The 21,704-nt window shown below is 75.0% G+C and carries 18 protein-coding genes; 6 read left to right on the forward strand and 12 right to left on the reverse strand.

All coding sequences use genetic code 11. The features are described from left to right. Positions 1-18 precede the first annotated feature (18 nt). Positions 19-510 carry a hypothetical protein gene (locus ACIRRS_RS32990; protein WP_402978779.1) on the reverse strand — a complete coding sequence of 164 codons (492 nt, stop codon included), beginning with the start codon at positions 508-510 and terminating at the stop codon, positions 19-21. A gap of 165 nt (positions 511-675) precedes the next feature. Further along, positions 676-1,323 carry a TetR/AcrR family transcriptional regulator C-terminal domain-containing protein gene (locus tag ACIRRS_RS32995; protein WP_402978782.1) on the reverse strand — a complete coding sequence of 216 codons (648 nt, stop codon included), beginning with the start codon at positions 1,321-1,323 and terminating at the stop codon, positions 676-678. Positions 1,324-1,560: 237 nt separating this feature from the next. Here ACIRRS_RS32995 and ACIRRS_RS33000 point away from each other — a divergent pair, with 237 nt between their 5' ends. Continuing rightward, positions 1,561-3,174 carry a DHA2 family efflux MFS transporter permease subunit gene (locus ACIRRS_RS33000; protein ID WP_402978785.1) on the forward strand — a complete coding sequence of 538 codons (1,614 nt, stop codon included), beginning with the start codon at positions 1,561-1,563 and terminating at the stop codon, positions 3,172-3,174. Positions 3,175-3,307: 133 nt separating this feature from the next. Here the strand turns inward: ACIRRS_RS33000 and ACIRRS_RS33005 are convergent, their stop codons facing one another. The 9 genes from ACIRRS_RS33005 to ACIRRS_RS33045 form a co-directional block, all read right to left on the reverse strand. Next, on the reverse strand, positions 3,308-4,120 hold the full coding sequence (locus ACIRRS_RS33005) for a lysophospholipid acyltransferase family protein (protein ID WP_402978788.1): 813 nt from the start codon (positions 4,118-4,120) through the stop codon (positions 3,308-3,310). Continuing rightward, positions 4,117-4,992, reverse strand: coding sequence for a GNAT family N-acetyltransferase (locus ACIRRS_RS33010; protein ID WP_402978791.1), 876 nt, complete (start codon positions 4,990-4,992; stop codon positions 4,117-4,119). The genes ACIRRS_RS33005 and ACIRRS_RS33010 overlap by 4 nt, the downstream gene beginning before the upstream one ends. Positions 4,993-5,293: 301 nt before the next feature. Then, a complete protein-coding gene (locus ACIRRS_RS33015; protein ID WP_402978794.1) occupies positions 5,294-6,697 on the reverse strand; it encodes a serine hydrolase domain-containing protein in 1,404 nt (467 codons plus the stop codon). A 66-nt stretch (positions 6,698-6,763) separates the two neighbouring features. Further along, on the reverse strand, positions 6,764-8,128 hold the full coding sequence (locus ACIRRS_RS33020) for a M1 family metallopeptidase (protein WP_402978914.1): 1,365 nt from the start codon (positions 8,126-8,128) through the stop codon (positions 6,764-6,766). Between the two features lie 50 nt (positions 8,129-8,178). Further along, complete coding sequence (locus ACIRRS_RS33025) at positions 8,179-12,006, reverse strand: Pls/PosA family non-ribosomal peptide synthetase (protein ID WP_402978917.1); 3,828 nt, start codon at positions 12,004-12,006, stop codon at positions 8,179-8,181. Positions 12,007-12,485: 479 nt separating this feature from the next. Then, a complete protein-coding gene (locus ACIRRS_RS33030) occupies positions 12,486-13,352 on the reverse strand; it encodes an NmrA family NAD(P)-binding protein (protein WP_402978797.1) in 867 nt (288 codons plus the stop codon). Further along, a complete protein-coding gene (locus ACIRRS_RS33035; protein WP_402978800.1) occupies positions 13,349-13,816 on the reverse strand; it encodes a hypothetical protein in 468 nt (155 codons plus the stop codon). Before ACIRRS_RS33035 ends, ACIRRS_RS33030 begins: the two co-directional genes overlap by 4 nt. A 117-nt stretch (positions 13,817-13,933) precedes the next feature. Further along, the gene (locus ACIRRS_RS33040) at positions 13,934-14,455 is read right to left on the reverse strand and encodes a MarR family winged helix-turn-helix transcriptional regulator (protein ID WP_402978803.1); all 522 of its coding nucleotides are present in this window, start codon (positions 14,453-14,455) and stop codon (positions 13,934-13,936) included. 75 nt (positions 14,456-14,530) lie between these two features. Further along, complete coding sequence (locus ACIRRS_RS33045) at positions 14,531-15,709, reverse strand: FAD-dependent monooxygenase (RefSeq protein ID WP_402978806.1); 1,179 nt, start codon at positions 15,707-15,709, stop codon at positions 14,531-14,533. A gap of 176 nt (positions 15,710-15,885) precedes the next feature. Between ACIRRS_RS33045 and ACIRRS_RS33050 the strand changes: the two genes are divergently transcribed. The 5 genes from ACIRRS_RS33050 (at position 15,886) to ACIRRS_RS33070 (ending at position 20,588) form a co-directional block, all read left to right on the forward strand. After that, positions 15,886-16,194 (forward strand): amidase family protein, encoded by a 309-nt coding sequence (locus tag ACIRRS_RS33050; protein WP_402978808.1) that lies wholly within the window; start codon positions 15,886-15,888, stop codon positions 16,192-16,194. A gap of 4 nt (positions 16,195-16,198) precedes the next feature. Then, positions 16,199-17,389: an MFS transporter gene (locus ACIRRS_RS33055; RefSeq protein ID WP_402978811.1), complete on the forward strand. Its 1,191-nt coding sequence runs from the start codon at positions 16,199-16,201 to the stop codon at positions 17,387-17,389. Positions 17,390-17,509: 120 nt separating this feature from the next. After that, positions 17,510-18,211: a FadR/GntR family transcriptional regulator gene (locus ACIRRS_RS33060; protein ID WP_402978814.1), complete on the forward strand. Its 702-nt coding sequence runs from the start codon at positions 17,510-17,512 to the stop codon at positions 18,209-18,211. Positions 18,212-18,217: 6 nt separating this feature from the next. After that, a complete protein-coding gene (locus ACIRRS_RS33065) occupies positions 18,218-18,766 on the forward strand; it encodes a TetR/AcrR family transcriptional regulator (protein WP_402978817.1) in 549 nt (182 codons plus the stop codon). 205 nt (positions 18,767-18,971) lie between these two features. Next, positions 18,972-20,588, forward strand: a complete 1,617-nt coding sequence (locus ACIRRS_RS33070) for an alpha/beta hydrolase (protein ID WP_402978820.1) — start codon at positions 18,972-18,974, stop codon at positions 20,586-20,588. Positions 20,589-20,826: 238 nt separating this feature from the next. Here the strand turns inward: ACIRRS_RS33070 and ACIRRS_RS33075 are convergent, their stop codons facing one another. Next, positions 20,827-21,552 carry an ABC transporter ATP-binding protein gene (locus tag ACIRRS_RS33075; protein ID WP_402978823.1) on the reverse strand — a complete coding sequence of 242 codons (726 nt, stop codon included), beginning with the start codon at positions 21,550-21,552 and terminating at the stop codon, positions 20,827-20,829. Positions 21,553-21,704 lie beyond the last annotated feature (152 nt).

Raw genomic sequence — 21,704 nt, forward strand, 5'->3', positions numbered from 1 at the left:
TCAGGGTGAAAACGGGCCTCAGAGACCGATGTTGAGGCCGAAGGCGGTGTCGAGGGAGGCGTAGCCGACGCAGAGGACCAGCCAGCCGCCGAGGACGGAGGTGACGGTGGCGGTGAACCGCCCGGCGCGGCTGCGCTGCTCCTTGGGGCGACGCAGGTGCCGGATGCCGTGGACGAGGGCGAGCAACCCGAGGGCTGCGACCCCGTAGGCGCCGGCGGCGCTGGCGCGGTGGAGGAGCTTGACGCCGTGGAAGGCGGCCGCGAGCGAGGCGGTGGTGAGGGCCATGGCGAGGACGCCGCCGACGAGTTCGAAGAGCACCTCGCCGAGGCACCCGCCGACCTTCCGGGCGACGAAGGTCAGCGGGCCGACCTGCCCGCCGGGGACGGGCGTCGGGTCCCCCGGCTGGTGGCCGGTCGGCTCGTCCTCGCCCGCCCCGGAGGGGGCGTCCGCCGTGCCCGCCGCTCCGCCTGTGCCTGCCGCTCCGCCCGTGCTCGCCTGAGTGCCGCTCATGTCCCGCCCCGCCCCGTCCCCACCGCTCTTTGCCAACCCTTGACGATCGCGCCATGCTAGCAGCGCGCCGGAGGCGTCGTCGCAGGTCGGGCCGGGGGTGGGCCAGCGGCGGACCGGGCCGGGGCGGATCGGGGACGGGTCAGGGGCGGGAAGCCCCCGGCACGCTCAGCGGCGCTCCGGCGGGAGCAGTGCGGCGAGCCCGTCGAGCACGCGCTGGACGCAGAACTCGAAGCGCTCGTCCATGTTGGGCGTGGTGAGGTCGTCGGCGAGGTCGACCAGGTTGGGGTAGCGCTCGGTGGGCAGCGCCTTGAACTGGTCGGCGACGGAGGTGACGACCTCCAGCCGGCTGGCCCCGCCGGCCTCGGCGGCGGACAGCGGCGTCTGCTCCTGGAGTACGAAGCCCTGGACGAAGGAGCTGAGCAGGTAGGAGGCCATGGCCGTGTCGGAGTCGGTCAGCCCGGCGGCGCGCAGTCGGTCGAGCTGGTCCTCCAGCAGGTCGAACATGCACGGGCCGGGGACGAGCCGGCCGGCGATGACCTTGGCGGCGTCCCGGTTGCCGAGGAGCAGTCGGCGGTAGCGGCGGCAGTACTCGGCGAGCTGCTCCCGCCAGCCGCCCTCGCGCGGTGGTGGGTCGGCCTTGGCGAGGATGGCGTCGTTGAGGAGGTCGAGCAGTTCCTCCTTGTTGCGGACGTGCCAGTACAGCGAGGCCGCCTTGACGCCGACCTCGGCGGCGACCTTGCGCATCGACAGTCCGGCGAGGCCGTCCCGCTCCAGCACGCGAAGCGCTGCCTGGGCGAGGGCTTCCCTGGTCACGGCGGGTGTCGCGTGGTCATTCTCCGGCATGGCTGTTCGGACGCCTCCAGTGGTCGGGCGGATCGGTGGTGCGCACCGGTGGTGCGGTGCGCGGCGCCTCAACAGTGCCACGGCGGTGCGACGGGTGAACCCGCAGGTCGGGGATCCGGCTTGCAATCTAACGGTGTTAGGGGCACTCTGTGCGTGTCGGAATCGCCCCTAACACCGTTAGGGGCAGGAGTTCGGGAGGAGTTCTCCATGGGGGAGTCGAGCGCACGCCGCAAGGGGCTGGCGCTGCTCACACTCTGCATCGCCATGTTCATGGCCATGCTGGACAACGTCATCGTCAACGTCGCCCTGCCCCGCATCGGGCAGGACCTGGACGCCGGGATCAGCGGCCTCCAGTGGGTCGCCGAGGGCTACAGCCTGATCTACGCCGCCCTCGTCCTGACCGGCGGCGCCCTGGGCGACCGGTACGGCCGCGCCCGGATGTTCGTCCTGGGTCTGGCCCTGTTCACGGCCGGTTCCGCCGTGGCGGCGCTCGCCGGGTCGATCGGCGTGCTGGTCGCGGCGCGGATGCTCCAGGGCATCGGGGCCGCGGTGCTCACGCCGGGCAGCCTCAGCCTGCTGGGCCACGTGTTCACCGACCAGGCGGAACGGGCCAAGGCCATCGGCCTCTGGTCCGGGGTGTCCGCGCTCGGCCTCGCCGTCGGTCCGGTCATCGGCGGCCCGATGGTCGAACACCTCGGCTGGTCCAGCGTGTTCTGGATCAACGTGCCGATCGGCCTGGCCGGGGTGGTGCTCGCGGCCAAGGTCCTCCCGGAGATCCCGCCGCGCGCCCGGAGGATCGACTACGGCGGCTTCGCGCTGTCGGCGGCGGGCCTCGGCCTGCTGGTCTACGCCCTGATCGAGGGCCCCTCGCGCGGCTGGAGCAGCGCCGTGGTGCTCGGCTGCGGCATCGCCGGCGCCGCGCTGTTGATCGCCTTCCTGGTGCTCGAACTGCGCCTGGCCGAGCCGATGCTGGAGCTCGAGCTGTTCCGCGACGGCGCGCTCAGCGGCGCGCTGCTGGGCGCCTTCATGGTCAGCTTCGGGATGTTCGGGGCGATGTTCTTCCTGCCGCTGATGATGCAGGGGGTGCTCGGCTGGTCCCCGTCCGGCGCGGGCTACGGAGGGCTGCCGATGACGGCGATGCTGGTGGTCGCGGGCCCGCTGTCCGGCCGCCTCGCGACGAAGTACGGCCCCAGGCTGCCGATGGTGGTCGGGATCGCGCTCTGCGCCCTGGGCCTGGGCGGGCTGTCGCTCTACGGCGATGACGCCCACTACGTCGGCTACGTGTGGACGCTGTTCACGATGGGCTTCGGCATGGGGCTGACCTTCACCCCGATCTCGGTCGCGGTGCTGCAGAGGGTCGCCCCGGTGCAGATGGGGATGGCCTCGGCGACGATCGGCACCCTGCGCGAACTCGGCGGCGTGTTCGGGATCGCGGCGCTCGGCGCCGTCATGACCAGCCGGATGACCGACGAACTCACCTCCTCCCTGCACCGGTTGGGCGTGCCGTCGGAGAGCGTCGGCTCCCTCACGGACGCCCCCACCGGCGGCGCGCACCAGGCCGGGGCGGCGGCTGCGGCACTGCCCGGGCCGTTGCAGGAGGCGGTGGACGGCGCCTTCACCGAGGGCCTCCACCTGGCGATGCGCACCGGTTCGGCGGCGCTGGTCGTCACCGCCGTTCTGGTCGCCGTCCTGCTGGGCCGGGCGGCCCGCCCGCAGTCACCGGCGGACGGCGGCGGCACGGCGGACGGCGGCAACGCCGAGGCCGGGGGCGGAGCCGACCGGGCCCGCCCGCAGGAGGCGGCCGAGGCCGCCCCCGCGTAGCCCGCCGCAGCGCGGAGCCTCGCGCCCGGCCCGCCGCAGCGCCCCGCGCCGGCCCCGCCGCAGCGCGATGCGGCGCAAGGCAGCGCCCCACCCGGCCCGCCACCACCGCGCGGCGCCCGCGCCCGGAGGCGCCTCAGGGGACGCCCACCACCGAGGCCTGCGCCGCCCGCGCGAGTTCGCGCCGCGCCGCCGCCCGGGGCGCCCCGGGCGCGGTGGCGGGCGGGGGGATCGGCGGACGGAAGGTCACCTCGGCGACCAGCCCGCGCACCGCGACCACCCGGGCGAGCGAGGTGAGGAGCCCGTCGTCGCCGATGAAGGCGGGCGCGTTGGTCGGGCGGCCGTCGCCGAGCCGGTAGCGGATCGTCACCGGTTCGACGACGGCTCCCGCGTCCACCGCCGCCTGGAACAGCGCCGGCCGGAACCGCCCGCTCTCCCGGCCGCACCAGGTCGACCCCTCCGGGAAGACGATCAGCGGGCGCCCGGAGCGCAGCACCGCGGCCACCTGCGCCACGGTGTCCGGCAGGGTCCGCAGCCGGTCCCGGTCGAGGAAGACCGTCCCTCCCCAGGCCACCAGGTGCCCGAGCACCGGCCACCGGTGGACCTCGGTCTTGGCCAGCGAGCGCCCGGGCCGCCCGGCCGCGAGCAGCGGGATGTCCAGCCAGGACACGTGGTTGGCGACGACCAGGGCCCCGCCGCTGCCGACCGCCCCGGAGAGCCGCACCGTGACTCCGAGGCTGTGCAGCAGGACGCGCGCCCAGAGCCGGGTCAGCGGCACCCGGCTCCCGTACGGCAGCAGCCGCACCGGCAGGCTCAGTGCGACGCCCGCCAGGACGACCGCCACGCAGGAGCCCAGCCGCAGCATCCGCCGGGGGTGCGAGACCGCCGGCGCCCGCTCGCGGAGGCAGGTCTCCGGCCGGCAGGGCGCGGTCGGCAGCCAGACGCTCACGACGCGCTCGCCCCTGAACCGGGAGAGCCGACGGCGAGCGGCGCGGAGCCCTGCGCCGGGGCGACCCCGGACAGGAAGTGCCGCAGGTAGCGCGGGTCGGTCCGCTCCAGCGAGAGCAGCACGTACAGGTCGGCGCAGCCGAAGTCCGGGTCGTACGCGGGCTCGCCGCACACCCAGGCCCCGAGCCGCAGGTACCCGCGCAGCAGGGCGGGCAGCCCGCCGCGCTCGGCGCGCGGCACCCCGGTGGCGTCCCAGCGGCGGTGCGGGGTGACGCGGAACTCCTCGGGCGCCAGGTACTTGGCGCTGACGGTGTCCCAGACGCGGGCCGCCTCGGCGCCGCCGTCGGCGAGGTCGATCGAGCAGCAGCCGCCGACCCAGGTGTTGCCGGTGTCGATCAGGTACCGGGCGATGCCGCCCCACATCAGGTTGATGACGGCGCCGTTGCCCCGGTGGTCGGGGCGGATGCAGGAGCGGCCGAGCTCCACCAGGCCGGGGCGGACGGGGGCGAGCGCGGAGAGGTCGAACTCGCCGTCGGAGTACAGCCGCCCGGCCCGCTGGGCGGCCTCGGGGCGCAGCAGCCGGTAGGTGCCGACGACCTCGCCGGTCTCGCCCTCGCGGACCAGCAGGTGGTCGCAGAACTCGTCGAAGGGGTCGATGTCGAGCCCGGCGAGCGGGGTGTGGAGCACGGCGCCGAGCTCGGCGGCGAAGACGCTGTGGCGCAGCCGCTGGGCGGCGCGGACGTCGCCCTCGTCGCGGGCGAGGGAGACGGTGTAGCCGGCGGCGGGGGCGGGCCGGTGGCGCTGGGCCGGAACCGCCGGGGTCTCGTGGGTGGGGGCGACTGCGGTCGGAGCGTACGTGGGGACGGTGGTCATGGCGGACCCTCCAGGGCAGCACGATCGGCGGTGCCGTGGCCTCCCAGGCACCGTCCCGGTTCGCAGACGTCAGGCAGGACGCGAACCGGTCCCCGTATGAATGTCCGAGCCGGCTGGCATTCACGTTGCGGCGTGGAGGAGCGCAGATGTGCAGCTGCTGAATGGGACCACCCGTGGCCCGTACGTCATCTGCCGGGCACCGGAAGGCCGTTCGGCAGTGACGGAAAGCGGGTGGACAACGGGGGGACGACGGGGGCGCGCACGGAAGGTGCGCGCCCCCGGCCTGGGAGGAAGCGGGCCGTCAGCCCGCGTGCCACCCCTTCGGGTCGATGCCGCCCGGGACGACCTCGGCGGGCCCGTACGGCTCCCGGGTGAGGACGAACGAGCCGAGGTCCAGGTGGCTGACGGAGCCGTCCGCGCGCCGCACGATCCGCAGCGTCTCGCCCGCGTAGTAGTTCTCCAGCCCCAGCCAGGTGCCGTCCGGCTGCGGCTGGAACCGCGACTCGCGCCGCCCGCCCGCGAGCGGGCCGATCTCCAGGACGCGCCCGGCCCGCAGCCGCAGCGCGTGCGGGGCCGCGCCCCAGTACCAGGGGCCGGTGAGCGCCAGCAGCTCCTCCTCCGCGTCCGCCTCGGCCAGCGGGCGCCAGGGCTCGGGCAGCCGGGGCTCGTGCGCGGCGGTGAGGGCGATCAGCTCGGCGGCCAGCACCGAGGTGTTGGCGCCGGAGGTGGCGTTGGCCAGGGCGTACGCGGCCAGGCCGTCCTGCTCGCTGATCCACAGGCCCGCCGTGAAGCCGGGCATCGAGCCCGAGTGCCCGTACAGCAGCCGGCCCTCGTGGCGGTACAGCGCCAGGCCGAGCCCGTACGCGGAGGTCCAGTCCGCGTCCTCGGGGGCGACGGCGGGGCGGCGCATCTCGGCGAGGGTGGCGTGCGCGAGCACCTTCTCGTCGCCGGCCGCGAGGAAGGCCGCCCAGCGCGCGAGGTCCTCACCGGTGGACCAGAGCTGGCCGGCCGGGGCCATCCGCCCGGTGTCGGTGAGCGGCTCGGGCAGCATGACGTCGGCCCAGGGGTGGACGGCGAAGCCGCCCGCGTGCGGCGCCTCGGGCAGCAGGCTCGTGCGCGTCATGCCGAGCGGCTCCAGCACCTCGCGCCGCAGCACCTCGCCCCAGTGCTCGCCGCGCAGCTCCTCGACCAGGGCGCCGAGCAGCGCGAAGCCGGGGTTGGAGTAGTGGTGCAGCCGCCCGGCCGGGTGCTTGAGCGGCTTCTCCGTCTCCAGCAGGTCGGCGAGTTCGGGCCGCAGCGAGCCCTCGGTGCGCTCCCACCAGGGCCCGGGGGTCTCGGCGGTGAGCCCGGAGGAGTGCGAGAGCAGCTGGGCGACGGTGGCCGCGTCGGCCGGGGTGCCGGGCAGGTGACGGCCGAGCGGGTCGGCGAGGTCGAGCAGGCCCTCGTCGCGCAGCCGCAGCACCAGCACGGCGACGAAGGTCTTGGTGATCGAGCCGATGCGGTACTGGACGTCGGTCGTCGGAGCGTGCCCGTCGATCATGCTGCGTGCGCCGCTCCAGACCGGCCGCCCGCCCCGCTGGACACCGGCGACCAGCGAGGGGGCGCGCCCCTCGGACTGGGCGACGGCGATCCGGTGGAGCAGGGCGCGCCCGGTCGTCGGGAGCAGCTCGGCGGGCAGGTCGGTCTGATGATCGAAGTTCGGCATGCTGGGGACAGTAGCCCAGCTCGGGCCCCGGCCTCAGCGAATAACTCAGCGCATGGAGCGAACAACTCAGCGGATGAACAGCCTGCGAACGAACTCCCCGGGGCCCCGGCCGGGCAGCTCCGGCAGCTCGGGCCGGTGCAGCCAGGCCTCGAACAGCGGCTCCAGCGGCGCCGAGGCGTACCGGGCGGCGTGCACCGCCAGGTCCTCGGTGGCCACCACGCCGTGCCGGTTGACGGTCGTCCAGTCCCGCAGCATCGCGAAGAAGGCCTGGTCGCCCAGGTGGTGGCGCAGCGCGTGCACCGCCACGCCGCCGCGCTGGTACAGCCGGTCGTCGAACATCAGCTTGCGCCCCGGATCGGCCAGCCGGAGGTCCTGCGGCAGCGAGGCCAGCAGGGTGTGCGCGGCCGCCGCGTGGGTGGCCGCCGCCGGGCCTCCGGCGTGCTCGGACCAGAGCCACTCGGCGTACTTGGCGAAGCCCTCGTTGAGCCAGATGTGGCGCCAGTCGGCGATGGTGACGCTGTTGCCGAACCACTGGTGCGCCAGCTCGTGCGCGATCAGCCGCTCGCGCTCCCAGCCGCCGCCCAGGTGGTTGGTGCCGAAGGTGGCGACGCCCTGCGCCTCCACCGGCACGTCCAGCTCCTCGTCGGCCAGCACCACCGCGTACTCGCCGAACGGGTAGGGCCCGAACACCTCGGTGAAGTAGGCCATCATCTCCGGCTGTCGGGCGAAGTCCCGCGCGAAGTCGGCCGCCAGCCGCTCCGGCGCGTACCCGGTCTGCGGCACGGCCGGGCGTGCCGCCAGCGGCACCGTCCGGTAGGGGCCGATCGAGACCGTCACCAGGTACGGCGAGGTCGGCGCGCTCTGCTCGTACACCCAGGTGGTGCTGGAGGAGCGGGTGGTGCGGGTCAGCAGCCGCCCGCTCGCCACCACGGTGAACGGCGAGGGCGTGGTCACGGCTATCTGGTACGTCGCCTTGTCGGCCGGCCGGTCGTTGCACGGGAACCAGGACGGCGCCCCGATCGGCTGGCTGGCCACCAGCGCGCCCTCCTCCAGCTCCTCCCAGCCCAGGCCGCCCCACGGGCTGCGCACCGGGCGGGGGTTGCCGGTGTAGTGGACCTCGACGGTGAAGGCCGCGCCAGCCGCCAGCGCCCGGACCGGGCGGATGCGCAGCTTGCCGCCGCGGTGGGTGTACTTGGCGGCCTTGCCGTCCACCAGTACCCGGCCGATGCGGAACTCGGCGAGGTCCAGGGCGATCGCGTCCAGCGCCGTGTCGGCCACCGCGCTGAGCCGGGCCGACCCGGCCAGCCGGTTGGGGCCGGGCCGGTAGTCCAGGGCGAGCTCGTAGCGGTGCACCCGGAAGCGGTGGTCGCCGCTGTCGGGGAAGTACGGGTCCGGGGCTCCGGCGACCGACGGGGCGTGCTTGGGCTTCACGGGGGCGAGAGCTTCCTGCGGGCCGGCCGCCTCGGGGCCGGGACGGGTGGTCACGACGTGGTCTGCCACGCCTCGATGGGGTTGCCCAGCCACCGCGTGTCGGCGGGGACGGACTCGGCGCGCATCACCAGCGAGGCCGGGCCCAGCGTGCTGCGCGCGCCCACCGTGCTGCCGGGCAGCACGATCCCGCCCGGGCCCAGGGTGGCGCCCTCGCGGAGGACCACAGTATCCATCCGCATGATCCGGTCGTGGAAGAGGTGGGTCTGCACGACGCATCCCCGGTTGATGCTCACGCCGTCACCGAGGGTCACCAGGTCCGCCTCCGGCAGCCAGTAGCTCTCGCACCACACGCCCTGCCCGACCTTGGCGCCCAGCGAGCGCAGCCACAGGTTCAGCACCGGTGTGCCCGGCACCGCGCCGACCAGCCACGGCACGGCCAGCACCTCGACGAAGGTGTCCGCCAGCTCGTTGCGCCACACGAAGCCGCTCCACAGCGGGTGCTCGACCGCCCGGAAGCGTCCGACCAGCAGCCACTTCGCGGCCACCGCCACCAGGCAGGCCAGGGCGCCCGAGGCCAGCAGCACCAGGCCCGACAGGGCGGCGGCCAGCAGCGGCGAGGCGTCGGTCAGCCAGGTCAGCGCCGCCGCCGTCAGCAGGCCCAGCGCGCCCGAGGCCACCACGGGCAGGACCCGGGCCACCTCGACCAGCCCGCGCGCCCACAGCAGCCGCGCCGGGGGCTCGTAGGTCAGGCTCTGGTCCGCCTCGTCGGCCGAGCGCGGCAGCCGCACCGGCGGCATGCCGAGGTACGAGCCGCCCTTCTTCGCCTTCTCCGGCGTCGCCGACAGCACGCCCACCAGGCCCCGCTTGGGCACCGCGCGGCCCGGGGCCGTCATCCCCGAGTTGCCGAGGAACGCCCGCTCGCCGACCTTCGCCTCGCCCAGGCGCACCCAGCCGCCGCCCAGCTCGTACGGGGCCATCAGCGTGTCGTCCGCCAGGAAGGCGCCGTCGCCGACGGTGGTCAGGCTCGGCAGCGCCAGCACCGTGGACACCTCCGCGTGCCGGCCGACCCGCATCCCCAGCGCCCGCAGCCACAGCGGGGTGACCAGCCCGGCGTACAGCGGGAACAGCACCTCCCGGGCCTGGTCCATCAGCTGCGTCGTCAGCCAGGCCTGCCAGGCGACCCGCCCGTGCAGCGGGTGCACGCCCGGGGCCAGGCCGAGGCTCAGCAGCCGCACCAGCACCACCAGCTGCGCCGCGTACACCGCGCCGTAGGCCAGGGTGGCGGGCAGCAGGCCCAGCAGCGCACCGCCGAGGGCGCCGCCCAGGTCGGTGCCCTGCTCGACGAAGCGGGAGAGCACCACCAGCGCGGCGAGCGCGGGCAGTACCGGCAGCAGGCCCAGCACCGTGCCGCCGGCGCCGTACAGCGCGGCCCAGCGGGCGCGGCGCGGCGGGCGGGACTTCGGCCAGGACCGCTCGGCGCGGCCCAGCTTGACGGCGGGGGCGCCGCCCCAGCGCTGGCCGGTCGGGACCTGGCCGACGACGCTGGAGCCGGGCAGGACCTGGGCGCGCTTGCCGACCTTGGCCCCGGGCAGCAGCGTCGAGCGGGTGCCGACGCTCGCGCCGGAGCCGACCTTCACCGCGCCGACCTCCAGCCGGTCGCCGTCCAGCCAGTAGCCGCACAGGTCGACCTCGGCCTCGACGGCGCAGCCGCGGCCCAGTTTGAGCATGCCGGTGACCGGCGGCAGCGAGTGCAGGTCCACCTCGGGCGCGACCTTGCAGCCGAGCGCCCGCGCGTAGCGGGTGAGCCAGGCGCCCGACAGCGCGGTCGCGCCGCTCACCTCGGCGAGGCGCTCGGCCGTCCACAGCCGCAGGTGCGCCGACCCGCCGCGCGGGTGGGTGCCGGGGCGCAGGCCGCGCAGCAGCAGCCGGGCCCCGCCCGCCGCGATCGCCAGCCGCCCGGCCGGGGTGTACAGGGCCAGCGCGCCCGCGCCGACCCACCACCAGGAGGCGGTGGGCGCCCACGGGAAGTCACCGAGGTGGGTCAGCAGGTTGCCGGCGGCCAGCAGGGCGACCGTCCACCGCAGGCCGACCACGGTGAACAGCGGGATCAGCAGGAGCAGCTGCAGCAGCTTGGCCCTGGTCGGCACCAGGGTGATGGTGCGCGCCTCGCCGCCCTCGCTCGCGCCGCGCTCCAGGTGCCGGGCGAGCTTGCGCAGCGTCGGGTGCTGGTAGACGTCCAGGACGGAGGCGCTCGGGTAGCGCGAGCGCAGCAGGGTGGTCAGCCGGGCGGCGGCCAGGCTGCCCCCGCCGACGGCGAAGAAGTCGTCGCGGGCGCCGGAGACCTGCACGCCGAGGATCTCGGACCACTGCTCGGCCAGCCAGGCCTCGGTGCCGTACAGCTGCTCGGACGGGCCGGCGCTCTCCAGCTCGGGCAGCGGCCAGGGCAGCGCGTTGCGGTCGACCTTGCCGGAGGTGCGGGTCGGCAGGGTGTCGACGGGGGCGAGCAGCGGCACGAGGGCGGCGGGCAGCTCGGCGCGCAGCCGCTCGACGGCCTGCTCGCGGTCGAAGCCCTCCTGGACGACCAGGTAGCCGACCAGCAGCTGGTTGCCGCCGCGCGCCGTGCGGACGGCGGCCGCGGCCCCCGCCACGCCGGGCAGGGCCTGGAGGGCCGCGTCGACCTCGCCCAGCTCGATGCGGCGCCCGCCCAGCTTGATCTGCTCGTCGGTGCGGCCCAGGAACAGCAGCCCCGCCGGGTCGGCCTCGACGAGGTCCCCGCTGCGGTAGGCGCGCTCCCAGCCCAGGGAGGGCAGCGGGGCGTACTTCTCGGCGTCCTTCTCCGGGTCCAGGTAGCGGGCCATGCCGACGCCGCCGATCACCAGCTGGCCCGTGCCGCCGGGGGCCACGGGCACGCCGGCCTCGTCGACCACCGCGAGGTCCCAGCCGTCCAGCGGCAGGCCGATGCGCACGGGGCCGTCGCCGGTCAGCAGGGCCGCGCAGGCGACGACGGTGGCCTCGGTGGGGCCGTAGGTGTTCCACACCTCGCGGCCCTCGGTGACCAGGCGCTGCACCAGCTCGGGCGGGCAGGCCTCGCCACCGAAGATCAGCAGCCGGACTTCGTTGAGCGCCTCGGCCGGCCACAGCGCGGCCAGGGTGGGGACGGTGGAGACCACGGTGATCTCCTGCTCCGACAGCCAGGGGCCGAGGTCGGCGCCGCTGCGCACCTGGGAGCGGGGGACGGGCACCAGGCAGGCGCCGTGGCGCCAGGCCAGCCACATCTCCTCGCAGGAGGCGTCGAAGGCCACGGACAGCCCGGCCATCACCCGGTCGCCGGGGCCGATGGGCTCCTCCTGGAGGAAGAGCGCGGCCTCGGCGTCCACGAAGGCGGCGGCGTTGCGGTGGGTGACGGCCACGCCCTTGGGCCTGCCGGTGGAGCCGGAGGTGAAGATGATCCAGGCGTCGTCGGCCGGGGTGGGGCGGCGCTCCAGGGCGGGCGCCCGCTCCCCGGTGGCGGTCAGGGCGCGCTCGGCGCCGAGCACGGCGGCCACGGCGGCCTCGCCGAAGACCAGCTGGGCGCGCTCGTCCGGGTCCTCCGCGTCCACCGGGACGTAGGCGGCGCCGGCGGCGAGCACGGCCAGGATCGACACGTACAGGTCGTTGGTGCCGGAGGGCACCCGGACGCCCACGCGGTCCCCGGGGCCGATCCCGGCGGCGGCCAGGCGGCGGCGCAGCTGCTCGACCTCGGCGGCCAGGGCGCGGTAGCTGAGGACGGTGCGCCCGTCGTCCAGGGCCGGCTCGTCGGGGTGGGCCCGTACGGTGGCGTCCAGGAGGTCGACCAGGGTGCGCGGCTCGGCGGCCGGGCGGCCCGGGAACAGGGCCATCGGCGGCGCGGCGGCCTGCGGCGGCGCCGCGGCCCGGGTGGCCTCGGCGGCCTCAGTGACCTCGGCGGTCTGGGTGCTCTGGTTCGGCTGGCTCGGTTCGGTCGTCATGGCGGCCCGTGCGCTCCTCGTCCTCGCCCCGTCCCGATCGATGCCCGGCCCTTGGGGGCGGTGGGAGCACCTGCCGGACCGGGTGACCCCACTCCAGGGCCGGAGCGGACAACCCGACCGATGGTAGACCTGCTCGGCCGTGGTTGCAGAGGGTGACACCCGGCCCAACTGGGCTGGTGGTGGCCGAATCTGACGCCACATCAGCTCGCAACTGTGCTGTGCGGTATCGGTGGTGACGGCCAGTCAGTCGAATTGACGGTCCGTCAGGCCGATTTTCCGGCCGTGATCCACGACACAGGGAATGCTGCTCCCTTCGGGTGGCGGGCCGGGTTACCGGTCGGTAGGTCCGGCCCGCCGGGGTGGGGTGACGGTCAGCGGAAGTGGTGCAGGTGCTCGTTCAGGAAGGCCTCCAGGGTGCGCGGGACGCGCCCCGTCAGGCGGGTGTAGGCGTCGTCGGGTTCCTCCTTGCGGAGCGTGGCGAGGCGCTGGATCTCCACCACGTGGGCGGCCAGCCAGTCGGGCATCCCGCCGCGCCCGACCAGGTGGGCGTGGAACTCGGCCGGGCTCAGGTCCAGGTGGCGCACGGGCCGGCCGAGCAGCTCGGTCAGCAGGGCGGCCAGCTCCGCGTGGCTGTACGCCCGGGGGCCGGTCAGGGCGACGGTGGCGCCCGCCAGCTCCGGGCGGGTCAGGGCGTCGGCGGCCATGTCGCCGATGTCGCGCACGTCCACGTAGGTGCACCGCGCCCGCCCCGTCGCCGCGGCGATGACGCCCCCGCCGAGGATGCCGGGGGCCAGCAGGAGCAGCTTCTGCATGAAGGCGTACGGCCGCAGGACCGTGGCCGTGACGCCGCTCGCGCGCAGCCGCTCCTCGACGAGGTGGTGGCCGCGCGAGACGGCGACGGGGGAGTCCGGCTCGGCGGCGGGTGCGGAGATCTTGACGATGTGCTCCACGCCGCAGTCGACGGCGGCCTCGATCGCGTTGAGCTCGTACCGCACCTGCTCGGGGCCGTTGGCCATGGTGAGCAGGAGCTGGTGGGCGCCCCGGAACGCCTCCCTCAGGGAGGCCGGGTCGGCGGCGTCGGCGGCGACGGGCCGGGTGAGGGCGAGGGTCTGCTCGTCCAGTGAGGCGGCGAGGCGGGCGGGGTCGCGGCTCAGCGCGCGGCTGGGTGCGCCGAGGGCGGTGAGGCTGCGCAGGGTGGCGCCTCCGGTGGCGCCGGCGGCGCCCATGACGACGATCATGCGGGTTGCCCTTCGGGGGTCGGGATGCGGGAGGGGGTGCGGCTGCCGCGCCAGCGCCAGGTGACGACGGTGGCGGCGATGGCCGAGGAGACGGGCAGGTCGACCGGCAGGCGGCCGGGCCAGGGGCTGTCGGCGAGGGCCGGCAGCTGCGGGAGCCAGTGCGCGCCGGCCAGGCCGGCGGCGAGGCCCAGGGCGGCCGCGACCAGTCCGAGGAGGGCAGCGGCCAGGACGCGCGGGGTGCGCGGGGCCCGGGTGCGGGCGGGCCGACGGCGCAGCAGGGTGCCGAGGGCGGCGGCCACCAGGGCGGAGGTCCCGCCGATGGTGGTCAGGGCGGCGGCGATCAGCTGCGGCTGGCGGGTGAACGCGCCGCCGAGGCCGGCCATGACGGCGGGCATGGCGTAGGAGGTCAGGACCTCGCGCCACAGGACGAAGGGCGGCGGGGCGCCTCGGGCCTTCTTGCTCACGGGGTGTCCTCTCGGGATGTGCTGAGGTGCCTACGGATAAGTGCTTAGGTGGCTAACTATGGGGGCTGAGAAGAGGCGGGCCGCAGGGGCCCGCCTTGGGGTGCCGGGGTGTCCGGGTCAGTCGTCGGTCAGGGCGTCGACGCCCGCGACGATCCGGGCCAGCAGGTCCAGGAAGGTCGCGCGCTCCTCGACGGTCAGTTCGCCGACCATGGCCTGCATCCGGGCGAAGTGCTCGGGCGCCAGCTCGCGCAGCCGGTCCGCGCCCCGGGCGGTGAGGATGACCACGTTGCCCCGACCGTCCTCGGTGGACGGCCTGCGGGCGACCAGCCCCTCCCGCTCCAGTCCGTCGACCAGGCCGGTCACCGTCGCCCGGGTGACGCCCAGGCTCGCCGCCAGCTGGGAGGGAGACTTCTCGCCGCCGTGGTCCTCCAGGTCGGAGAGCAGCCGGTAGCGGCCGGTGGAGAGCCCGAAGCGCCCGAAGTGCACCTCGCCGGCCTGGCCGATCCTGGCCCCCGCGGCCATCAGCCGGGCCGCGACCAGGACGGCCTGCGGATCGGCCGAGAGGCCGTAGCGGGCGATCTGGCGGCGGGCCTGGTCGAGGCTGGGGGAGGCCGGATCGGCGGCCGGGTGCTGGGGCATGCGAGTAGTATGGCGCCTAACCAGATCCTCTGTCAAGCGGACGTGCCACTCGGACACGTGACTCGGGCAGGCCGCTCAGGCACTCCGGGGTGCCGGCGCGATCCGGGGCGGCGTCCAGTCGGCGTGGCGCAGCACGGTGCGCATCATCGCGCCCGGCGGGGTGAGCCGGATCGCGGCGTTGCGCAGGCCGACCGCGAGCGGGTGGGCGAGCTGCTGGCCCATCCGGCCCGCGCGGCGGGCGTCGCGGGCCACCGTCTGGCTGCGCGGACGGCGCTGCGCGTCGTAGCGGGCGAGCCCGGCCTCGACGCCGGGGCCGGCGCCGACGGCGGCGGCGAGGGTGACGGCGTCCTCCAGGGCCTGGCAGGCGCCCTGGCCGAGGTGGGGCGTCATCGCGTGCGCGGCGTCCCCGAGCAGGGCGACCCGGCCGACGGCGTAGGAGGGGAGGGGCACGGCCAGCTCGTGGATGTCGTGGTGCAGCACGGCCTGCGGGTCGGTGGCGGCGAGCAGTGCCGGGATCGGCTCGTGCCAGCGGGCGAAGCGGCGGCGCATCTCCTCCAGCGGCTCCTCGTGGCGGACCCCGGCCGGGGCGTTGAGGACGGCGTGCCACTCGGCCCGGCCGTCGGGGAAGGCGATGTGGCCGAACTCGGCGCCGTGGCCCCAGGTGATCTCGAAGTCGGCGCGCAGGCCCTCGACGGGGCGTGCGGTGATCGCGCGCAGGACGGTCGAGCCGCTGTAGGACGGGCCGGGGTGGGCGGGGAAGAGGCGGCGGCGGACGCGGCTGTGGATGCCGTCCGCCGCCACGACCAGATCGGCCTCGAGTTCGGCGCCGCCGTGGCGGACCACGGGCCGGGCGGGGGAGCCGGCGATCTCGGTGGCCTCCGCGCCGACCAGCAGGCAGCCCTCGGGCAGCGCCTCGCGCAGGATGCGGTGCAGCTCGGCGCGGGGGATGCCGACGATCGGCGCGCCCAGTTGCCGTTCCAGCGCCCTCCCGTCCATCAGGGCCAGCCGCCGCCCGTCCGGGGTGCGGGTGCCGCCGGTGTACTGGCGGCGCGCGGCCGCCTCGATCCGCTCGCCGACCCCGAGGGCGGCGAGGGCGCGCATCCCGTTGGCGGCGAGCGAGATGCCCGCGCCCGCGTCGTCCAGGACGGCGGCGCGCTCCAGCACGGTGACCTCCCACCCGGCCAGCCGCAGCCCGATCGCCGCCGCCAGCCCGCCGATCCCGCCCCCGACCACCACCGCGTTCGTGCCGCTCATGCCCTTGTCCCTCCGTCGGCTTCTACAGATGTAGAAGGAGCGTACTGCGCTCTTGTCCGCTCGGAGGTGGAGGGTGCGGCGCATGTGAGTAAGGCAAGCCTTGCTTTTCTTCGGCCGGGACCTCTAGGGTCAAAGTCCTCAGAGGACCTGAGGATCTGAGGACTTAGGGAGTGATCATGACAGCTCTCCATGGGCTGACCCTGGCCGAACAGGCCGAGGCCGTCCGTCGGCGGACGGTGTCGCCGACCGAACTGACCGACCACCACCTGCGCCGGATCGGCGAACTGAACGCGGCGCTCGGCGCCTACCGGACGGTCGACGCCCCCGGCGCCCGGCAAGCCGCCCGCGCGGCCGAGGCCCGGCCGGCCGCCGACCCGGGCGGCGCCGACCTGCCGCCGCTGCTCGGCGTGCCGCTGTCGGTGAAGGACCCCAACTGGAACGGGCCGAGCCGTGGCACCACCACGCCGCGCGGATCGGGCAGGTGACGCGATGAAGCGCGGACGCCTCGCCTTCCTGACGGGCACCCACGTCGTCAACGACCTGTACCAGGGGGCCGTCCCGGCCCTGCTGCCCTTCCTGATGTCCGAGCGGCACTACAGCTACACGGCCGTCTCCGGCATCGCGCTGGCGGCGAGCGGTCTGTCCAGCGTGGTGCAGCCGCTGTTCGGCCTGCTGGTCGACCGCAGCCCCCGCGACTGGCTCGTTCCGGCCGGCTTCCTCACCGCCGCCGCCGGGATCACCGGCGCCTCCCTGGCCGGCAGCTACCCGCTCACCTGGCTGTTCGCCGCCCTCGCCGGGATCGGCATCGCCGCCTACCACCCGCCCGCCACCAAGCAGGCCCGCGCCGCCGGAGGGCAGTCCCAGCGGGCGATGAGCCTGTTCTCGGTCGGTGGCACGCTCGGCGCCTCGCTGGCGCCGGCCCTGGTCACCCTCGTCGTCGGCACGTACGGCCTGACGGGCGGTTGGCTGCTCGCCGTCCCGGCGCTGGTGACGGCCGTGCTGTGGCTCGCGCGGGGCCGTACCGCACGGACCTCCGAGGCGGCGGAGGCCCCGGTGGCGAGCGCGCACCGCGACGACTGGCGGGCCTTCGGGCGGCTGGTGGCCGCCACGATCTGCTGGTCCGTGCCCTATGTCACCGTCACCTCGATGCTCGCCCTGCACCTCCAGCGGGACCTGCACGCCTCGGCGGGGCTCGGCGCGGCGGCGCTCACCGTGCTCACCCTCGCCGGGGCGGCCGGCACCCTGCTCGGAGGCTGGCTGGCCGACCGCCGAGGACGGCTGAGCCCGATCCGCCTCGGCTACGTCCTGGCCGTCCCCGCCCTGGCGGCAACGGCGTTCGCCCCCTCCGCCCCGGCCGCCCTCGCGGGCGCGGCGGCCTTCGGGCTGACGATGTTCCTGCCCTTCGCCCCCCAGGTCACCCTCGCCCAGGACTACCTCCCCAACCGCCCCGGCACCGCCAGCGGCCTCACCCTCGGCCTCGCCATGTCCGCCGGGGGCCTCGCCGCCCCGCTGCTCGGCCGCACGGCCGACGCCCACGGACTGAGGACGGCGCTGGGCGTGGCGCTGTGCGTCCTGGTGGCCGCCCTGCTCGGTGCGCTGCGCCTGCGCGACCGGGTCCTCCCGGACCGGGCGCCGGAGCCGGAACGGGAGCAGGCCGCGGTGCTGGGCGCGGGTTCGTAGCGCCGCCGGCAGCGGGCACCGGTACCGGGCGCCGGTCCGTCACGGCGGCGGAGCCGGCGCCCGCCGTCCGTGGGGTCGTGACCTGCGGGGCAGGGGTGTGCTGAGGGTAGGGTCGTGCCCATGACTGTTCGCCCGGTACGTCACAGCTCGCTGGTCGAGGAGGCCGTGGCCGAGTTGCGGCGGCTGGTCGGGACGGGGGAGTGGCCGGTGGGGAGCCGGCTGCCCGGGGAGGTGGAGCTGAGCCGCCTGCTCGGGGTGGGCCGGACCACCTCGCGGGAGGCGGTGCGGGTGCTCATCGCGGACGGCCAACTGCGCGCGCGTCAGGGGTCGGGCACGTACGTGGCGGCCGCCGCGCCGGTGTCGGAGTTCGACCGGGAGTTGCGTCGCGCCGAGGTCGTCGACGTGTACGAGGTCCGGGCGGCGCTGGAGGCGGAGGCGGGACGGCTGGCCGCGCGGCGGCGGACCGACGAGGACGTGGCCGCGCTGAGGGCGGCGCTCCTCGCGCGGGACGCGGCCGGCGGTGCGGCCGAACTGGTGGAGGCGGACCTCGAACTGCACCGGCTGGTGGTGCGGGCCGCCCGCAACCCGGTGCTCACCAGGATGTACGAGTCCTTCTCCGACGCCCTGCGCGAGGCGGCCGGTCACCTGGTGGCCGATGAGCGGCTGCACGGCGGCGTCGAGCCGGAGGCGATCGAGCGGGCGCACCGCGCACTGGTCGAGGCGATCGCGGCCGGCGACCCGGAGGCCGCCTTCGACGCGACGCGGGCGAACCTGGACTGGGCCCTGGACGGGCTGCGCGCCGCCGACGGCGGGGAGGACTGAGGGGCCGTGGACCGGCGGACGGTGCTGGCGGACGCGGCGATCGGGGTGCTCGCCGACGCCGGGGTGCGGGGGCTGACGCACCGGGCGGTGGACGCGGCGGCGGGGCTGCCGACGGGGACGACCTCGGCGTACCTGCGCACGAGGCAGGCACTGCTGACGGCCCTGGTGCGCCGGCTGGTGGAGCTGGACCAGGGCGAGCTGCAGGGCGCGGGGGAGCGCGCCCCGGTCGGCTCGGCCGAGGAACTGGTGCGCGGTATCGGCGAGTTGATCGAGCAGCGGCTGACGGGCGAGGGCCGGCGGCGCTCGCTCGCCCGGTACGCCTGCGCGGTGGAGAGCGTACGGGACGAGGAGTTGCGGGAGATCCTCGTGCCCCGGGAGAACGCGGGGCGCGCCGCCGTGCGGGCCTTCCTCACCGAGCGGGGCGTGGCCGATCCGGAGGCGCGGACGACCACCCTGCTGGCCTGCGTGGACGGCCTGGTCTTCGACCGGCTGGTGGGCGGGGGAGGGGTCCGGGCGGAGGAGATCGAGGGCCTGGTGGCCGCCGCCCTGCGCTAGCGCACGCCGCGGCCCTGTGCCCGGACGCCGCGTCCGGCAGCGAAATGGCGTTCCGTCAGGTCAACGAAGTGTCAAGTTCGTTCATTCACAGAATATTCCGATCGCCAAAGGCGTACTGTTCGGAAGATTTGCGCTGCTTCGAGGTCTTCACACGGAGTTCTCAGACTGACAGGCTTGGGCCGCCCTTTCCTACGGAGGAGGTTCCTTGACCCGCATATCCACGTTGGCCAGCGCCGTCACCTGCGCGCTCGCCCTCGTCACCGGCACCGCCGTCGCCGCATCCGCCGCGCCGATCGACCTGGTGCCGGGCACCGCTGTCGAGGCGAAGGTCGATCCCGTCGCCTGGACCCCGTGCAACCCGGACCCGACCAAGCCGGACCCGGGCATCTACGACTGCGCGACCTACCCGGTTCCGCTCGACTACGACAACCCGTCCGGCGAGAAGATCGGCATCGCCATGCTGCGGCGACGGGCGAGCGACCCGTCCAAGCGCATCGGCTCGCTCTTCATGAACCCCGGCGGCCCGGGCGGCAGCGGCTACATGTGGGCGACCACCACCCGTTTCGGCGCCGAGGTGCAGTCGAAGTTCGACCTGGTCGGCTTCGACCCGCGCGGCGTGGCCCGGAGCAACCCGCTCAAGTGCTTCAAGACGCAGGAGGACGCCGACGCGGTCAACAACCGCATGGTCGGCGTGCCCGTCACCAAGGCCGAGATCGCCGACACCCTGGACGCCGACCAGGACTACACGGACGCGTGCAGCCAGAACGCCGGCCCGCTGATCGAGCACATGTCGACCATCAACGTGGTCCGCGACCTCGACCGGATGCGCCGCGCCGTCGGCGACTCCCAGCTGACCTTCGCCGGGTTCTCGTACGGCACGCTCATCGGCGCGACGTACGCCGGCATGTACCCGAACAAGGTGCGCGCGATCATCGTCGACGGCAACGTCGACCCCGACCTGCGCCTGCACAACGGCCTGGAGTACGACCGCCAGCGCGCGGGCGGCTTCGAACTGGCCCTGAGCGAGTTCCTCAAGCGCTGTCAGACGGCCGGAGCCCCGCGCTGCGCCTTCGGCGGCGGCGACACCCGCGCCAAGTTCGACGAGCTGCGCGACCACCTGCGCACCAGCCCGGTCACCCTGCCGAGCGGCCAGCAGGTCACGCTGAGCAGCTTCACCAGCGAGGTCGCCGGTGCGCTGTACTCGCAGGCCAAGCTGGCCCCGCTGGCGAAGTCCCTGCAGGCCACCTACACGGCGATGAAGCCGGCCCCGGCCGCGCTGATGGCGCCCAAGGCCGTGGCGGCCGACCCGGACGACGACCTGCTGGCGATCCCGCTGAAGCACGCGCTGCGCGAGGCGCCGGTCGACTCCGAGTACACCGCCGACGACTCGTACATGGGCGTCAACTGCCAGGACAAGCCGTACCCGTCGAACGACAAGGTCTTCGCCAACGCCGCCAAGGTGTGGGAGAAGGAGGCGCCGACCTTCGGCCGCTACCAGGCCTTCGACGCGCCCGCCTGCGCCAGCTGGCCGGCCCCGGCCCGGGACGCCGAGCGGTTCAAGGGCCCGTGGAACAAGAAGACCTCCAACACCGTGATGGTCATCGGCAACCTCTACGACCCGGCGACCCAGTACAAGTTCGCGCAGCGGATGCAGCAGGAGCTGGGCAACGCGGTGCTGGTCAGCGTCGACTCGATCGAGCACTGCGCCGTCGGCCGCAGCAAGGCCCTGAACGGCCTCGTCACCCGCTACCTGGTGGACGGCACCGCGCCGCAGCCGGGCCAGCTGCTGAAGCCGGACCTGGAGATCTTCCCGGCGGTGTGATGACAGCGTTGTGATGACGGTGGGGGCCTGAACCGAGAACCAGGCCCGGGAAACGGATGTGGTGGCCGGCGGCACTGTCGGCCACCACATCCGCGTTTTCGGGGGCGATTCGGGGGCGTTCCGGAGTCGGGGAATTCCCCAACTGTTCGTCGGCAACCGGAATTTCGGACGGGCGCACGGGAACGGAAGGAATCCCGGCCGCGTCGGCGGCCGGGATTCCCGGGGAATTCCGACGGTTTCAGGCGGCCTGTTCCGCCGTCTCCTCCACCAGTCGCCCGTCGCGCAGCTCGATCACGCGGTCGGCGAGGCCCATCAGCGTCGGGTCGTGGGTGGCGACGAGGACGGTGACGCCCTCGCTGCGCACCACCGCGCGCAGCAGCTCCATGATGGAGCGCCCGGTCTCCGAGTCCAGCTGGCCGGTGGGCTCGTCCGCGATGATCAGGGCGGGCTCGTTGGCGAGCGCGCGGGCGATGGCGACGCGCTGCTGCTGGCCGCCGGAGAGCTCGCCGGGGCGCTGGTTGGCGTGGTCGGCGAGGCCGACCAGGGCGAGCAGGGTGCGGGCGCGCTCCTCGCGCTCGGCGGGGGACACCTTGCGCAGCCGCATCGGGACGCCGACGTTCTCGGCGGCGGTGAGCATGGGGATCAGGCCGAAGGACTGGAAGACGAAGCCGATCCGCTCGCGGCGCAGGGCCAGGCGGCCGTCCTCGTCCAGGCTGCCGAGGTCGACGCCGTCCAGGCCGATGGTGCCCGAGGTCGGGGCGTCGAGGCCGCCGACCAGGTTGAGCAGGGTGGTCTTGCCGGAGCCGGACCGGCCCTTGAGCGCGGTGAGTTCGCCCCGCCCGATGGCGAAGGAGACGCCGCGCAGGGCGTGCACGGTCCGCTCGCCGCTGCCGAAGCTGCGGAGCAGGTCGGTCACGGTCACCATCGGCGTACCGGTGGCGTCCTCGGCCTGGTGCTGCGTCATGTGGCGTCCCCCTGTGAACGTCTCTGTCCGGTTCCACGGCCGCGGTGGTGCGATCGGTTCACGCGTTCGCGCGGAGGTTCCGGAATCGTCGGATTCCGTTCGCCGCGGGTGCGTGGCGGGCGTGGCTCCAGGGTCTCTGTGAAGTGTGCATG

It is taken from the genome of Kitasatospora sp. NPDC101183 (assembly GCF_044767945.1).
GTDB lineage: Bacteria > Actinomycetota > Actinomycetes > Streptomycetales > Streptomycetaceae > Kitasatospora.